Annotated in this window: 13 protein-coding genes and 1 tRNA gene; 7 read left to right on the top strand and 7 right to left on the bottom strand. The window is 63.4% G+C overall.

What is annotated here, in order from left to right:
* Positions 1-45 precede the first annotated feature (45 nt).
* On the top strand, positions 46-603 hold the full coding sequence (locus RHIZ70P_RS01535) for a fasciclin domain-containing protein (RefSeq protein ID WP_115668611.1): 558 nt from the start codon (positions 46-48) through the stop codon (positions 601-603).
* 54 nt (positions 604-657) lie between these two features.
* On the opposite strand, the gene yihA is transcribed toward RHIZ70P_RS01535, so the two are convergent.
* From yihA to rpmH, 5 genes are all read right to left on the bottom strand, one after another.
* On the bottom strand, positions 658-1,317 hold the full coding sequence (yihA, locus tag RHIZ70P_RS01530; RefSeq protein ID WP_115668610.1) for a ribosome biogenesis GTP-binding protein YihA/YsxC: 660 nt from the start codon (positions 1,315-1,317) through the stop codon (positions 658-660).
* Positions 1,318-1,366: 49 nt separating this feature from the next.
* Positions 1,367-2,284 (bottom strand): DMT family transporter, encoded by a 918-nt coding sequence (locus RHIZ70P_RS01525; protein WP_115668609.1) that lies wholly within the window; start codon positions 2,282-2,284, stop codon positions 1,367-1,369.
* Positions 2,285-2,345: 61 nt separating this feature from the next.
* Positions 2,346-4,211 carry a membrane protein insertase YidC gene (gene yidC / locus RHIZ70P_RS01520; RefSeq protein WP_181903918.1) on the bottom strand — a complete coding sequence of 622 codons (1,866 nt, stop codon included), beginning with the start codon at positions 4,209-4,211 and terminating at the stop codon, positions 2,346-2,348.
* Positions 4,208-4,597 (bottom strand): ribonuclease P protein component, encoded by a 390-nt coding sequence (gene rnpA / locus RHIZ70P_RS01515; protein WP_115668607.1) that lies wholly within the window; start codon positions 4,595-4,597, stop codon positions 4,208-4,210. Before rnpA ends, yidC begins: the two co-directional genes overlap by 4 nt.
* Positions 4,598-4,624: 27 nt before the next feature.
* Positions 4,625-4,762 (bottom strand): 50S ribosomal protein L34, encoded by a 138-nt coding sequence (gene rpmH, locus RHIZ70P_RS01510; protein ID WP_115668606.1) that lies wholly within the window; start codon positions 4,760-4,762, stop codon positions 4,625-4,627.
* Positions 4,763-5,206: 444 nt separating this feature from the next.
* On the opposite strand from rpmH, the gene RHIZ70P_RS01505 reads away from it, so the two are divergent.
* The 3 genes from RHIZ70P_RS01505 to RHIZ70P_RS01495 all read left to right on the top strand — a co-directional run bounded on the left by RHIZ70P_RS01505 (position 5,207) and on the right by RHIZ70P_RS01495 (position 9,139).
* Positions 5,207-7,225, top strand: a complete 2,019-nt coding sequence (locus RHIZ70P_RS01505) for a methyl-accepting chemotaxis protein (protein WP_115668605.1) — start codon at positions 5,207-5,209, stop codon at positions 7,223-7,225.
* A gap of 258 nt (positions 7,226-7,483) precedes the next feature.
* Complete coding sequence (locus RHIZ70P_RS01500; protein ID WP_235842130.1) at positions 7,484-8,914, top strand: sensor histidine kinase; 1,431 nt, start codon at positions 7,484-7,486, stop codon at positions 8,912-8,914.
* A gap of 148 nt (positions 8,915-9,062) precedes the next feature.
* A tRNA-Arg gene (locus RHIZ70P_RS01495) sits at positions 9,063-9,139 on the top strand.
* A 101-nt stretch (positions 9,140-9,240) separates the two neighbouring features.
* On the opposite strand, the gene RHIZ70P_RS01490 is transcribed toward RHIZ70P_RS01495, so the two are convergent.
* Positions 9,241-10,626 carry a hypothetical protein gene (locus tag RHIZ70P_RS01490; protein ID WP_115668603.1) on the bottom strand — a complete coding sequence of 462 codons (1,386 nt, stop codon included), beginning with the start codon at positions 10,624-10,626 and terminating at the stop codon, positions 9,241-9,243.
* 322 nt (positions 10,627-10,948) lie between these two features.
* Between RHIZ70P_RS01490 and RHIZ70P_RS01485 the strand changes: the two genes are divergently transcribed.
* Positions 10,949-12,442: an acetyl-CoA hydrolase/transferase family protein gene (locus RHIZ70P_RS01485; RefSeq protein ID WP_115668602.1), complete on the top strand. Its 1,494-nt coding sequence runs from the start codon at positions 10,949-10,951 to the stop codon at positions 12,440-12,442.
* 56 nt (positions 12,443-12,498) lie between these two features.
* Here RHIZ70P_RS01485 and RHIZ70P_RS01480 read toward each other — a convergent pair whose 3' ends face one another.
* A complete protein-coding gene (locus tag RHIZ70P_RS01480) occupies positions 12,499-12,801 on the bottom strand; it encodes an ArsR/SmtB family transcription factor (protein WP_115668601.1) in 303 nt (100 codons plus the stop codon).
* Between the two features lie 83 nt (positions 12,802-12,884).
* Here RHIZ70P_RS01480 and trxC point away from each other — a divergent pair, with 83 nt between their 5' ends.
* Positions 12,885-13,328, top strand: coding sequence for a thioredoxin TrxC (gene trxC / locus RHIZ70P_RS01475; RefSeq protein ID WP_115668600.1), 444 nt, complete (start codon positions 12,885-12,887; stop codon positions 13,326-13,328).
* Between the two features lie 180 nt (positions 13,329-13,508).
* Positions 13,509-14,738, top strand: coding sequence for an alpha/beta hydrolase (locus RHIZ70P_RS01470; protein ID WP_115668599.1), 1,230 nt, complete (start codon positions 13,509-13,511; stop codon positions 14,736-14,738).
* Positions 14,739-14,751: the final 13 nt, after the last annotated feature.

Raw genomic sequence — 14,751 nt, 5'->3', positions numbered from 1 at the left:
TGCCGCCGAGGACGGATCGAGAACACCAGGACAGAGGAAACCGAAATGTTCAAGACCACCCTTCGCCCGCTCACCCTTGCCGTAGCCCTCGCAGCCGGCACCCTTGCCGCCCACGCCGAAAACCCGATGGTCGGTGGCGCCGCCATGTTTGAAGACAAGAACATCGTCGAAAACGCCGTCAATTCGAAGGATCACACGACGCTGGTCGCCGCCGTCAAGGCTGCAGGCTTGGTTGAGACCCTGTCGGGCGCAGGTCCGTTCACGGTCTTCGCTCCAGTCAACGCCGCCTTCGACGCGCTTCCGGCCGGCACGGTCGATACGCTGCTGAAGCCCGAGAACAAGGACCAGCTGACCAAGGTCCTGACCTGCCACGTCGTTGCGGCGGACGCCATGTCGTCTGCCATCGGCAAGATGATCGCCGATGACGGCGGCACCCATCCGGTCAAGACGGTCGGCGGCTGCATGCTTCAGGCCAAGATGGACGGCGACAAGATCACGCTGACCGACGAGACCGGCGGCGTGGCCACCGTGACCATCGCCGACGTCAAGCAGTCGAACGGCGTGATCCACGTGATCGACAAGGTCCTGCTGCCGAAGGCCTGAGCCACACGCCTGCCCCGCCTCGGGCGGGGCAATGCATAGGCCGGGCGTACTGCGTCAGGTCGCCTGGCCGATGGCCTCGAGGATTGCCGCGCGCAAATCGTCGAGGCCATTTCCTTTTTCCGACGAGGTCGCGAGGACGAAGGGATAGGCGGCCGGGCGCTTCTTGATCTTCTCCAGCGTCTCCGCGATCAGGCGCGGCACGCCCGCTTCCTTGATCTTGTCGGTCTTGGTCAGAACGATCTGGTAGGACACCGCCGCCTTGTCGAGAAGATCGAGAACTTCGTCGTCGTTCTTCTTGATGCCGTGGCGGCTGTCGATCAGCACATAGACACGCTTCAGCGTGGCGCGGCCACGCAGGTAGTCGAAAACCAGCTTGGTCCAGGCGTCGACATGTTCCTTCGGCGCCTGGGCATAGCCGTAGCCGGGCATGTCGACCAGCGCCATCGGCGGCAGGTCGCCCGCCTCGCCCGAATAGCCTTCCGGAACGAAATAGTTGAGCTCCTGGGTCCGGCCCGGCGTGTTGGATGTGCGGGCCAGGCCCTTGTGACCGACCAGTGCGTTGATCAGCGACGACTTGCCGACATTCGAACGGCCGGCAAAGGCCACTTCGAGCGGGCCTTCGGGGGGCAGGAATTTCATCGACGGCACGCCGCGGATGAAGATCCATGGGCGGCCGAACAGAGGCTGATCGGTCTTCTGGTTGTTGCTTGTCATGGGATGGCCTTTCGCATGCCCTGTGAAATCCGGGTTTTGGCCGGCAAAGTCAAGACGCGGGCGGCCTGTGCGGTCCCGGATCGCGGCGACTGTGGCCGATAAGATAGGTGAACAGGGCCGCAAGGACGATAGCTCCGCCGATCATCGTCCGGCCGGAGGGAACCTCCTGATGCAGGAGAACCATCCACACCGGGGCAAGGATCATCTCCGCCGTGCCAAGCAGTGCTGCAAGCGCCGACGGGATCATGCGGGCGCCCGTCACATACATGGCCATGCCGAGCCCGAGGTTCAGCGCGCCGAAGGCAAACAGCAAGGCAAGATCCTGAGCGCCGACGGCAAATGCACCGGCCTGGGTGGCCGCAATCGCGGCCGCGATGAAGCACCCCGTGCTGGCGGCCGGCGTCATGCGGATATCCGGGTGACGCCGCGTCAGCACCGTCATGCAGGCGAAGATGACGGGGATGGAGGCCGCAAGGGCGAGCCCGAGCAGAGAGCCGCCTTCGCCGATCGATGCAGACACCATGATCGCCACGCCGATGATCACGGCGCCGATGGCGCCCCAGGTCACGGCGGTAATCGGTTCGCCGAGCACCACGCGGGCAAGCAGCGCCGCAAACAGCGGGATGCCCGCCATGAACAGCACGACATTGGCAACCGCCGTCATGCTGACGGCGAGCACGAAGCAGGTCGAAACGGCGGCAAAGCCGATTGCGACCATCAATCCGGGCCATCCCATCGCCCTAAACAGCCGGACCGTTCCGGCAAACCCGTCACGGATCAGCATGAAGGCCAGCAGGAACAGGCCGCCGAACAGGCAGCGCCAGAAGACGATCGCCCAGCCATCGTTGAGGCCGATGAAGCGCTGGATCGCCCCACCATAGCTCCAGGCCAGGGCGGAGCCGAGCACCAGGGCAATGCCGAGCCAGGAGCGGGCGGCGGGGACGGGCGAAGAGCGTAGGGCGGTCATCGGAGCTCGTGCGTGTGGCGGTCATAAAAGAAAACCCCGGACTGGCCGGGGCTTTCGGGGACTACTTGGTCTTGGCGGGCTTTCGCCGGAACATGCCCTTGATATTGTCGAACAGTTCGATCTTGGCGCCCTGGCGTTTCATGATGATCGACTGCTGGGCGATCGACAGCGTGTTGTTCCAGGCCCAGTAGATGACCAGGCCGGCCGGGAAGGTGCCGAGCATGAAGGTGAAGATCAGCGGCATCCAGTTGAACAGCATCGCCTGGGTCGGGTCCGGCGGGGTCGGGTTCATGCGCATCTGCAACCACATGGTGATGCCCATGATGATCGGCCAGACGCCGAGATGCAGGAAGGTCGGGCCTTCGAACGGCAGCAGGCCGAACAGGTTGATGAAGGTCGTCGGGTCCGGCGCGGACAGGTCCTGGATCCAGCCGAAGAACGGCGCGTGGCGCATTTCGATGGTGACGTAGATGACCTTGTAGAGGGCGAAGAACACCGGGATCTGCAAGAGCACCGGCCAGCAGCCGGCCACCGGGTTGATCTTCTCCTCCTTGTAGAGCTGCATCATCGCCTGCTGCAGCGCCATCTTGTCGTCGCCGTGCTTGGCTTTGAGCTCTTCCATCTTCGGCTGCATGCGCTTCATGTTGGCCATGGAGGCATATTGCTTGCTGGCCAGCGGGAAGAAGATCGCCTTGACGACGATGGTGGTCAGCAGGATGGCGACGCCGAAATTGCCGACCAGACGGAAGAAGAAGTCCATGAGCTGGAACATCGGCTTGGTGAAGAACCAGAACCATCCCCAGTCGATCAGGAGGTCAAATCGGGGAACTTCGTAGCTCTGCACATCAGCGGCATTGCCGCCACGCAGGCTTGCGAAGAGAGTTCCAAACCAGGAATCGTCAAGCGCGTAACCGTTTACGACCCGCACTTCCTTGGCGCCGGCGAAAACCAGCGTTTTAAGACTTGTTTCTTGTCCAGGGGCGACCGCAACAGCATCATTCTTGAAGTCGGCCTGGTAGCGCGGCTGGCCGTCGGTGAAGTGGGAGAAGCGGGAGTCGTATGCGATCGACTGTGGCGGCACGAGAGCCGCTGCCCAATACTTGTCGGTGACGCCGATCCAGCCGCCCGTTGCCTTCTCGTTTGTAACCGCCTCTTCTTCAACGTCGCCGTACTTTTGCTCGGTGAGGCTGCCAGTCGCGCCGATGATGCCGAGGAAGCCCTCGTGAAGAACGTAGACGGAAGCGGTGGTCGGCTTGTTGTAGCGGGTGATGCGGCCATAGGGCGCGACCGAAGCGGCGGCGATGCCGGCATTCTTGATCGTGTCCTCGACGGTGAACATGTAGTGCTCGTCGACGGAGATCTTGCGCAGGAAGGTCAGGCCCGTCTCGTTGGTGAAGGAGAGCGTGACGGGTGTCGCCTGGGTCAGCTTGTCGCCTTCGGCGAGCGTCCAGGGGGTCGAAGGACCGGGAACCGCACCGGCATTCTCGCCGGCGATGTAGCCCAGTTCGGTGAAATAGCCGTCCTTGGTGTCGGCCGGGTTGAACAGCGTGATGATCGGGCTCGTCGGGTCGACGGTCTCGCGATATTCCTTGAGCTTCAGGTCGTCGAAGCGGGCGCCGGACAGGTTGATCGAGCCGGCAAGCGCCGGGGTGTCGATCGCCACGCGCTCCGACTTGCCGATCGCCTCTTCGCGGTTGGTCTCGGCGGTCGCCTGGGCGCTGCTGCCCGGCAGGTTGCCGGAGACGCTGCCCGCAGGGGCGCCGGTGTCCGTCTGCGCCTGGGTCGTCTGGGCCTGCTGGGCAAGGCGTGCCTCTTCAGCCACCCGCTGGGCTTCGATCCGGGGACCCATGATGAAATACTGCCAGCCGAGGACGATCAGCACAGACAGGGCAATCGCGATGAAGTAATTGCGGTTGTTTTGCATCATACTTTCCTGGAATCGGTCGCGGGGGACCGTAAGTGTTTTGGTCTGGTCTTGATCCGTTCGGCCAATTGCGCGGCAATCCGCGCAAAGGGTGCATTGAGCACCTCCCTGCGGGCGACAATGACATAGTCGTGTCCGGGCTGCATTGCAAACGCCGCATTCAGTCGTACCGCCTCTTTCAGGCGGCGGCGCATGCGGTTGCGCTCGACGGCGTTGCCATGCTTCTTGGTAACGGTAAAACCGACCCTGGGCTCGGTGTCGGGCTGCTGACGGTCGAGAACCTCGAGGAGGAACAACCCGCCCTTGCGCTTTTCGCCGGCGCGAACGGCAAGAAACTGCGGCCGGCTTTTCAGCCGCCCGACAGTTTGTTTCTTTTTGGTTTCAGTCATTCGCCCGGTCCCGGGCAAACCCGGCCTTTAGGCCGAGAGACGCTTGCGACCGCGAGCGCGGCGAGCAACGAGAACCTTGCGGCCGCCCTTGGTGGCCATACGCGCACGGAAGCCGTGGCGGCGCTTGCGAACAAGCTTGGAAGGTTGAAAGGTACGCTTCGTCATTTATTTAATACCGCGGTGTGCGGCCCTTCTTGGGTTTGCATTTCTGCAAGAGCGTTGGATTGCGCACGGCTTTCCACCCGTCGTTGCGGGTTTTTCGGTCCGGACGTGCGCGGCTTATACGGACGAAGACGCCGCGAGTCAATTACCGCTCATGCCGCCGTCGCGGCCTGTGACGAAAGGCTAGGCGAAAACTAACAATCCGTAATTAACCACGTTCGGTTGCCTTGACGAAGGCTTTTGCGCCCGTGGTCGGTCAGTGGCGCTCCCCCGAGCGGGAGTTTCCAGAAGAAATCCCGGTAATGCCGTCCCTTCGCAAATCCGACGCGGGGCAAAGGGGGTGAAACAGCCTTAGTTTAGCAATCAATGGTTCGTTAACGTGCGATTGCTAAATTCCTCAATATCCGGGGGTCAGATCAGGCTCCCTTCTGTTTGAGGAGCAAGTCCGTGAAAGTCAGCGGCAAGATCTATACATTGGTGGCAATACTCGGTTTGGCGGCTGTGCTCATCGGGGCGATGGGGATTTTCGTGACGACGCAGTATGGGGCGAAGTCCCATGAAGTGGGCGTCGCCTCCGAGCGCGTCTATCTCGGTGAACGGTTGAACCGTCTGGTGACCGGCGTCGTGATGGAGGCGCGCGGCATTTATGGTGCCGCCAGCAGCGAAAAGGCCGAGGGCTTCGCCAAGGGGTTGATGAAGAACCTCGACTTGATGGACGAGGTCCTTGCCCGCTGGAAGCCTCTGGTGCCGCAGGAGCAACTCGCGGCCTTTGACGCGATGACGGCGCGTGCGGCCGAGTTCCGCCAGTTCCGCTCCGAAACGGTCCGTCTGGGTCGGGAGGTCGGGCCTCCCGCCGCCAATGAGCAGGGCAATAATGAAGGCAACCGCGCCAACCGCAAGGCCTTCCAGGCCGAGATCGATGCCGTGGTCGACGCCGACAAGGCCAAGCTGGCCGAGCTGATGAGCTCGCTCGACGCGTTCCGCGCCCTGATGCTCTCGTTGATCACGGGCTTTACGGCCGTTGCTGTCCTGGTCGGCGCCGGCCTCGGTATCCACATCGGCGTCAACCATCTGAGCCGGCCGATCCGCAACGTCACCGCGGCGATGAACAAGGTGGCCGACGGCGATTTTGACACGGATATCCCCTATGAGGGCCGCGCCGACGAAATCGGCGAAATGGCCGCCGCCGTCGCGGTGTTCAAGCAGAATGGTCTGGCCGTGCAGCGGATGAACGCCCAGGAGAGCGCGATGCGCGCCAAGAGCGACGATCTGCAGTCGAGCATGTCTGTCGTTGTCGCGGCCGCCGCCGCCGGCGATTTCGGCCAGCGCATCGACAAGGACTACGGAGACGCCAACCTCAACCAGTTCGCGGCCAACATCAACGCCTTGCTGTCCTCGGTCGATCAGGGCATTTCCGAAACGCGCAGGGTCATTGCCAGCCTGTCGTCCGGCGACCTGACGCAGAGCATGCGGGGCGAGTTCCGCGGCGCCTTTGCCGAGCTGCAGACCAATGTCAATGCGACCTTCGAGCGCCTGCGCCAGACGATGAAGGATATCCGCACCAAGACGGACACCATCAACGGCAACACCGATGAAATGACCACGGCGACCAACGATCTCGCCAAGCGCACGGAACAGCAGGCCGCCGCACTGGAAGAAACCTCGGCCGCCCTCGACCAGATCACCGTCGTGGTGCGCGGCTCGAGCGAGCGGACCCAGGAAGCCAGCCAGATGGTCAGCGAAGCCAAGGAGAGCGCGGCCCAGTCGGCGATCGTCGTCTCCGACGCGGTCAGCGCCATGGGCCGCATCGAGCAGGCCTCCCGCGAGATTTCGCAAATCATCAACGTGATCGACGAAATCGCCTTCCAGACCAACCTCCTGGCCCTGAATGCGGGCGTCGAGGCGGCCCGCGCCGGGGACGCCGGCAAGGGCTTCGCGGTCGTTGCCCAGGAGGTGCGCGAGCTCGCTCAGCGCTCCGCCAACGCGGCCAAGGACATCAAGGCGCTGATCACCAAGTCGGGCGAGGAAGTGTCCGGCGGTGTCAAGCTGGTGCAGCGTACCGGCGAGGCCTTGTCGGAGATCGAGGCCCGCGTCCTCAAGATCAACGACCATATCCATTCGATCGCCTCGGCCGCCAAGGAACAGTCGACCGGTCTGGCCGAGGTTGCCACCGCGATGAACCAGATGGACCAGGTGACCCAGCAGAATGCGGCCATGGTCGAGGAAACCTCGGCGGCCACCCACAGGCTGTCGGGCGAAGCCAATGGTCTGGCCGGCCTCGTCGCCCAGTTCCGCATCGGCGAGGAAGGGCGGTCCCATGCGGCCCCCGTCGTCGCCAAGCCTTCCCAGCACAAGCCTGCCCCGTCGCCGGCCCGCCAGATGATGGGTTCCGTGGCAAAGGCCTTCAGTGGTGGCCGGGCCGCCACCGCCAGGGTCCAGGAAACGGAAAGCTGGGAAGAGTTCTGATCTGCCGCCAGAACCGATTTTTGGGCGCCGCGACCTCAGGGTCGCGGCGTTTCCGCGTCCGCGGTCGCTTGACGAGAGACGCCCCATGACCTCGCCCGCGATGCCATTGGCCAAATTCTCGATGTCCGCTAATATAGTTGCACTTTGACGTGTCCGACTGTTCGCAGCAGCGCCCGGTCTGGACGGGAACGACGGGAGGGGACGATGGCGCGACTGACCGAAAGCGGTCGGCAAGCCGGATCGACGAAGCCACCGGTCATGCCGCATCGGCTGCGCGGCCTGTCGGGCAAGCTTCTGTGGCTGACCATGGCTTTCGTCATGCTCGCCGAGGTGCTGATCTTCGTGCCGTCGGTCGCCTCCATGCGCCTGCGCTGGCTGGAAGACCGACTGAACACCGCCGCCGCCGCCGGCGTGGTGATTGACGGGCTGCAGCCGGCCGAACTGCCGCGCGCCGTCCAGGATGACACGCTGATGGCGACCGGCACCAAGGCGATCGTGCTGCGCAAGGACGGGACATCGCGGCTTCTGGCGGTCGACGGCATGCCGCCGCAGGTCGATGCGCAATATGATCTGTCCGATGTGCCGGCCCTGCAGTCGATCGGCGATGCGCTCTATACGCTGCTGCTCGGCGGCGACCGCGTGCTGCGCGTCTACGGACCTGTCGGCGAAAGCGACATGATCATCGAACTGGTGATGGAGGAGAGGAGCCTTAGGCAGGCCATGCTGGCCTATGCCCGCAACGTCTTTTCCGTATCGCTGATGATTTCGCTCATCACCGCCTCGCTGATCTATATCGCCATCAACCGCATGATGATCAGGCCGATGCGCCGGCTGACGCGGAGCATGCAGTCCTTTGCCGAGAATCCGGAGGATCCGGCCCGCATTCTGGCGCCCGCGCCCGGCGACGACGAGATCGCGCTCGCCGGCCGGCACCTCGCGATGATGCAGGAACAGTTGCAGAAGACACTGAAACAGCAGCGCAATCTTGCCGATCTCGGACTGGCGGTGTCGAAGATCAATCACGACATGCGCAATATTCTCGCCTCGGCGCAGCTGATGTCCGACCGCCTCGTCGATGTCGATGATCCGATGGTCAAGGGTTTCGCGCCCAAGCTGGTCCGCACCATCGACCGGGCTGTCGGCTATACCAACGAGGTTCTCGCCTTCGGGCAGGCATCCGAAGCCGAGCCCAGGCGCCGCCGCTTCCGGCTGGCGGACGTCTGCCAGGAAGTGCGCGACATTCTTGCAATCGACCCCGAAAGCGGGATCGATTTCGTCGACATGGTTGCCGGCGACATCGAGGTCGAGGCCGACAGCGAACAATTGTTCAGGGTCATCCACAACATCTGCCGCAACGCCGTGCAGGCGCTGGCCAATCACGGCATCGATGATCCGGGCGCCCTGCGTCGCATTTCCCTGTCCGCCCAGCGCATCGGCAGCGTCGTCGCCATCACCATCGACGACACCGGCCCCGGACTGCCGGCCAAGGCGCGGGAAAACCTGTTCACCCCCTTCCGCGGGTCGGCTCGCTCGGGCGGCATCGGTCTCGGCCTGGCGATCGCCCGCGAACTCGTGCTCGCCCATGGCGGCACCATCGCCCTTGTGGAAAAGCCGGGACCGGGCACGCTATTCCGCATCGAAATCCCCGATCGCCCCGTGGCGCTGGACGATTGGCGGGCCCGCGCCTGACCCGGCGATCGTCACGATCCGCAGTCGATTGACGCGGTCGGCTGACGCATGTGACGGCAAAATGACTCTTTTTTCCGAAAGGTGCTTGCAATCCTGCGCGGCACGTTTTAGAGGATCGCCACGCCGCCGACGACAGTCGGGCCGGTACGCACCCGTAGCTCAGCTGGATAGAGCACCAGACTACGAATCTGGGGGTCAGGAGTTCGAATCTCTTCGGGTGCGCCATTTTCCTTCAATCAGATTTATGGATTGCTTGGCGCTTTTGACGCCGTGCGGCTAGCTGTGAGCCGACGTCGGCGCCGGGCCGGTCATGGCTCAATAACCTCTCACTGAGGCTTGTGGGTCAGCTTCACCGTGAACTTCCCGGTGAAGCCCTTGGCGCTCTGATCAAAGACGGTATCGACCGCCTTTTCGGTTTTTGTCTTCACCGGCAGCTCGAATTCGAACCCCTGGTCGACCTGTTGCGCCCGAAAGACGTTGGCGAAGGCCGCCCAGACGATAGGTGCCTTGTTTGTCGTGTCCTTCCGCAGATAGGTCTCGCCCTCCTGCGCAAAGAAACGGTCGAGAAAGAGCACCGCTGTGCCTTTGCAGGGATCGAAGTCCGTGACCTTGGCCATCACCGGGAAATCCGGGGCTTGCATCGTCTGTGTGCCGTTCTTGTAGGCGTAACTGGCATAGGTTCCCTGTCCCTCGCCGACATACATCAGCTGGAGGAGCTTGTTCTTGCCGGCAGCCAGCGTCGGGGTGAGCGCGAACTCGCTCTTGAGAGACCACTCGTGGGCCCCGCCCGACGCCTCGAGCGCCAGCGAGAGGTCGAAACGCATCGCCTCCTCGATCTGCCGCAGGATCTCGCTGGGGTCCGCCTGTCCGCTCAGCTTCCCGGACGAGTTGATCACGCGGGTCAGGGTGAAGACCGCATTGACCAGCCGGTAGTCATGCTGCGTCCTGATGTCCTTGAGCATGTCCGGGACGAGCTTGGACAGCCATCCGGTGATCTCGCCGAAAAATTTCTGCTCGATCGCCGAATCTCCGAGCAGTTGGAGCACATTGGCGGCCTTGTGGGCGAGGCCAAGGATCGCCAGGACCTTGTCGCGCTGGCTGCCATAGGTCTTGATCAGTGTCTGCGCTTTCACCAGCAGCCGATTGGCGAGTTGCGCCTGGTAGCTGTCGGCCGGCTCGACGCCGAGCATGGCAAGCTCCCTGCGCACCGTGATCAGTTGTTCGAGAAGGCCCAGTTCCGGATCGCCGCCCTGCTTCACATACGACTGGACCAATTGCTCGGTCAGGAGTTCGACGACCGGATCTTCGTTGCATTCAAGTTCGTAGGACGGTGGCGGAACGATAGAAACATTGCTCTGCTTCAGCAGCGCCTTGATCTGTTCGATGATCGCGTTCTGGTGCTTTGCGGAGTCAGCGATGCGCTGCTCCACGGAGCGGTCGTCACGAACCGGGCGATCGGATGTGCCGGCCAGTGGAGGGGGCATGAACGGCCCGAATATCTCCGGCGGAGGCTCCGGGTCCGACATCGGATAGGCATCCTCCGGCACCGGCGGAAACATCTCGTCGAGGCCTTCCTCGGTGGATGGAAAGGTGCTCGTACCCTCTTCCGCCCAGGTCGGCGCAACGCCCACCGCAAGGAGAACGGCCGCGGCGCAGACGCACCTGAGCCATCCTTCCGTCGCGCGTTTCGGCCTTTTCAGCAGACGATCCATGAGGGCACTCTCTCGCGACAAGGATATTCGGTCAATCTGTGCTCCGCCATAATCGGCCTAGGCCGTTCTTTCTGCGTTTTCCGATGCTCCCATCAGCCAGGGTTGGGTAGGCGCCCGACACAATCTGGCCGAATTGGAACGGACGGTCGGCGTGCCGTCTCCACGCGTCTCGCCCGAGGCTCTAGCCATGCGAGAATCGCATGGCAGACGCGCGCGCGATGCGACGGAAGAATGATTGCGTTCTCCCGCCGGGGGCCGTTAAGCCATGGCCTCCGCCCGACCGAGCAAGATCGGGTCAATGCGTTGTCTCATGAGGATCATTATGTTGCGTGACCGGATCAGATTTAAGCCGCTGCTCGACAAGCTGGTCAGCGCCGAGGAGGCCGCGGCCTACATCAAGGACGGCATGACGGTCGGCATGAGCGGCTTTACCCGCGCCGGCGAGGCAAAGGCTGTGCCGATGGCCTTGGCGGAGCGGGCCAGGTCGCATCCGTTGAAGATCACGCTGATGACCGGCGCCTCGCTCGGCAATGATCTCGACAAGACCCTGGCCGAGGCCCATGTCACGGCGCGTCGCATCCCCTTCCAGTCGGATCCGGGGCTGCGCAAGGCGATCAATGCCGGTGAGGTGATGTTCATCGACCAGCACCTGTCCGAAACCGTGGAGCAATTGCGCACCCAGCAGTTGAAGCCGGTGGACATTGCCGTCATCGAGGCGGTCGCCATCACCGAGAGCGGCGGCATCGTGCCGACCACATCGGTCGGCAATTCGGCCAGCTTCGCCATCCTCGCCGACAAGGTCATCGTCGAGTTGAACCTGTCGCAGCCGGTCTCGCTCGAGGGGCTGCACGATATCTACATTCCGTCGCGCCGGCCGACCCGAATGCCGATCCCGGTCGTCACGCCGGAAAGCCGGGTGGGGCTGCCTTTCATTCCGATCCCGCCGGAAAAGATCGTCGCGATCGTCGTTTCGGAGAAGCACGACAGCTCGGCCAGCATCCTGCCGCCGGACGACGATACCCGCGCGATCGCCGGCCACCTGACGGAATTTCTCGTCAACGAAGTCAAGCAGGGCCGCCTGGGCTACGAACTGCAGCCGCTGCAGGCCGGCATCGGCACGATCGCCAATGCGGTCCTGCACGGTTTCATCGACACGCCCTTCCATGACCTGAAGATGTATTCCGAGGTGCTGCAGGATTCGACCTTCGAGCTGATCGATTCGGGCAAGCTGACCTTCGCCTCCGGTTCATCGATCACGCTGTCGGCGGAAATGTATCGGAAGGTCCTGCCGCGTCTGGCCGAGTACAAGCACCACCTGATGCTGCGCCCGCAGGAGATCAGCAATCATCCGGAAGTGATCCGGCGTCTCGGCCTCATCTGTATCAACACCGCGCTCGAGTTCGACATCTACGGCAATGTCAATTCGACCCATGTCGGCGGCACCCACATGATGAACGGTATCGGCGGCTCGGGCGACTTCGCCCGCAACGCCTTCATGTCGATCTTCGTCACCAAGTCCACAGCCAAGAACGGCGCGATCTCCTCCGTCGTGCCGATGGTCAGCCATGTCGACCACACCGAGCACGATACCGACATCCTGGTGACGGAAGTCGGTCTGGCGGATCTGCGCGGCCTTGCGCCGCGCGAACGGGCGGCGGTGATCATCGCCAATTGCGTCGACGAAGCCTATCGCGATGCCTTGCAGGATTATTACGATCGCGCCGTCAAGCGGGGCGGTCACACGCCGCATGTGCTCGAGGAGGCCTTCTCCTGGCATGCGAACCTGCGCGACAAGGGCACGATGCGGCCCGCCTGAGGCGGGTCGCTCATCCTGGGGCCTGCTGGCTGGGGTGCGGTTGGCGGTGGTCCGGTCTAGACGGCGCAGAAGCTGCCGTAGAGCGCGGCGATGACATTGCGCGCCGGCTCGCTTTCAATCCGATACCAGATGGTCTGCCCATCCCGGCGGCCGGCGATGATCCTGTCGCGGCGCAGAAGCGCCAGATGCTGCGAGACCGTCGAGTCGCGAATGCCCAGGAATTCGGCGAGTTGGCCGACCGAACGCTCGCCGTCGATCAGTTGGCAGAGAATGAGCAACCGGTGACGGTTCGCGAGCGCCTTCAGCAACTCGCTCGCATCGTCGGCGGCATCCTGCATGGAGTCCGGGTCAACTTTCATTCTTGCGTATCTACGTTATTCCGAATATATTGTCAAGCCAGTGACCTCACCCGATGGGGCTTGAAACAGTAGGGATACGCAAGATGCAAAAAGACAAAAAGATCGTTTGTCCGCAGTGTTCTGCCGTCAACCGCCTGGTTGCCGATCGTCCGGCTTCCGAGGCCCGCTGCGGCAAGTGCGGTCACGCCATGTTCGATGCGCATCCGGCCGATGTCGACGCGGCGTCGTTCGACAAGCAGATGGGCCGCAGCGACATTCCGGTCCTGGTCGATGTCTGGGCGCCGTGGTGCGGCCCATGCCGGATGATGGCGCCGGCCTTCGCGGAGGCCGCCGGCGTCCTGGAGCCCGAGGTGCGGCTGATCAAGTTGAATTCGGAAAACGAGCCGCAACTGGCTTCGCGGCTCGGCATTCGCGGCATCCCGACCATGCTGCTCTATAAGGGCGGGCGTGAGGTCGGCCGGGTCTCCGGCGCCATGTCGGCCCGGCAGATCATCGACTGGGCCCGCGGGCAACTCGCCTCCGCCTGACGCCCGGTCACTGAGCCCTGTCGGCGAGGGACTGGAAACCGGGCGTGAAGCCCGGTATGACGCCAGGCGTAGCTGTCAAGCCTGGGCGTTGGAGAAGTCGTGGATCCGCATTGCATCGATAAGGCTGGATCACCGCGGCCGAGGGGCGCAGGCACAGCAGCGGCTTTCCGCCGCGCCGCGATGGTGGCGGGCATCCTTCTGGCTGTGTCGGCTTGCGCCGGCCGGCCGATCGGCGTGATGGAGCCCACCAATCACGTGGCCGACGGCACGACCAAGGTCGAACTGATCGCCGCGACGACGCGGGCGCCGGCTGAAGACAAGGCGATCCTCTTTACCGGCGAGCGCGGCACCGGCCTGATGATCGATGCGGTGACGATTTCGATCCCCCCCGATGGCCAGCGCGAGATCGGCCAGGTCCAGTGGCCGAAGCGCCTCCCTGCCGATCCGCAGAAGGACTTCACCACGGTCGCGGTCGATCCGATCGCCGACGAGAAGGAGGGCGAGGCCTGGCTCAAGACCCATGTTCCGAAGAGCCGGCGCGTGCTCGTCTTCGTCCATGGCTTCAACAACCTCTATGAGGAAGCCGTCTATCGCTTCGCCCAGATCGTCCACGATTCCAAGGCCGATGTCGTGCCGGTGGTATTCACCTGGCCGTCGCGCGGCTCGCTTTTCGACTATAATTTCGACAAGGAAAGCACCAATTATTCCCGCGACGCGCTGGAGGACCTGCTGACGCAGATCGCCCGCAATCCGGCGGTCGGCGAAGTGACGGTGATGGCCCATTCCATGGGCACATGGCTCGCGGTCGAGGCGCTGCGCCAGATGGCGATCCGCAACGGCCGGATCGATCCGAAGATCAGCAATGTCATCCTGGCCGCCCCCGATCTCGACGTCGATGTCTTTGGACAGCAATACCAGTCCTTTGGCGGCAAGGCGCCGCATTTCACCCTGTTCGTCTCGCGCGACGACCGGGCCCTCACCTTGTCGAAGCGCATTTCCGGCAATGTCGAGCGCCTTGGCCACATCGACCCCAGCACCGAGCCCTATCGCAGCCAGCTGGAGGCGGCCGGGATCACCGTTCTCGACCTGACCAAATTGAAATCCGGCGATCCGCTCAATCACGGCAAGTTTGCCGAGAGCCCCGAGGTCGTGCGCCTCATCGGCGACCGGCTGATTGCCGGCCAGGCGGTGACCGACTCTGCCGTCGGTCTCGGCGAGAGCCTCGGCGCGGTGGCGGTCGGAGCCGGTACGACTGTGGGCCAGGCTGCAAGCACGGTGATCAGCGCGCCGATCTCGATCTTCGACCCGCGGACACGGCGCAACTACGGCCAGCAATGGCTCCAGCTCGGCAATTCCGCCGGCAACACGATCGGCGCTGCCGGGACTGCCTTGATCCCGTCACGGCCTTGAGGGCCGAAGCGCT

The sequence above is a fragment of the Paenirhizobium selenitireducens ATCC BAA-1503 genome (assembly GCF_900492185.1).
Taxonomy (GTDB): Bacteria; Pseudomonadota; Alphaproteobacteria; order Rhizobiales; family Rhizobiaceae; genus Allorhizobium; species Allorhizobium selenitireducens_A.
The sequence above is the reverse complement of the archived record's forward strand: the minus strand, read 5'-3'. Positions and strand labels throughout refer to the sequence as shown.

What these genes read in the sequence shown, in the direction of transcription:
- RHIZ70P_RS01535 (WP_115668611.1), top strand. Translation starts at nt 46, where the DNA reads ATGTTCAAGACCACCCTTCGCCCGCTCACCCTTGCCGTAGCCCTCGCA.
- yihA (WP_115668610.1), bottom strand. Translation starts at nt 1,317, where the DNA reads ATGACAAGCAACAACCAGAAGACCGATCAGCCTCTGTTCGGCCGCCCA.
- RHIZ70P_RS01525 (WP_115668609.1), bottom strand. Translation starts at nt 2,284, where the DNA reads ATGACCGCCCTACGCTCTTCGCCCGTCCCCGCCGCCCGCTCCTGGCTC.
- yidC (WP_181903918.1), bottom strand. Translation starts at nt 4,211, where the DNA reads ATGATGCAAAACAACCGCAATTACTTCATCGCGATTGCCCTGTCTGTG.
- rnpA (WP_115668607.1), bottom strand. Translation starts at nt 4,597, where the DNA reads ATGACTGAAACCAAAAAGAAACAAACTGTCGGGCGGCTGAAAAGCCGG.
- rpmH (WP_115668606.1), bottom strand. Translation starts at nt 4,762, where the DNA reads ATGACGAAGCGTACCTTTCAACCTTCCAAGCTTGTTCGCAAGCGCCGC.
- RHIZ70P_RS01500 (WP_235842130.1), top strand. Translation starts at nt 7,484, where the DNA reads ATGCCGCATCGGCTGCGCGGCCTGTCGGGCAAGCTTCTGTGGCTGACC.
- RHIZ70P_RS01490 (WP_115668603.1), bottom strand. Translation starts at nt 10,626, where the DNA reads ATGGATCGTCTGCTGAAAAGGCCGAAACGCGCGACGGAAGGATGGCTC.
- RHIZ70P_RS01485 (WP_115668602.1), top strand. Translation starts at nt 10,949, where the DNA reads ATGTTGCGTGACCGGATCAGATTTAAGCCGCTGCTCGACAAGCTGGTC.
- RHIZ70P_RS01480 (WP_115668601.1), bottom strand. Translation starts at nt 12,801, where the DNA reads ATGAAAGTTGACCCGGACTCCATGCAGGATGCCGCCGACGATGCGAGC.
- trxC (WP_115668600.1), top strand. Translation starts at nt 12,885, where the DNA reads ATGCAAAAAGACAAAAAGATCGTTTGTCCGCAGTGTTCTGCCGTCAAC.
- RHIZ70P_RS01470 (WP_115668599.1), top strand. Translation starts at nt 13,509, where the DNA reads ATGGTGGCGGGCATCCTTCTGGCTGTGTCGGCTTGCGCCGGCCGGCCG.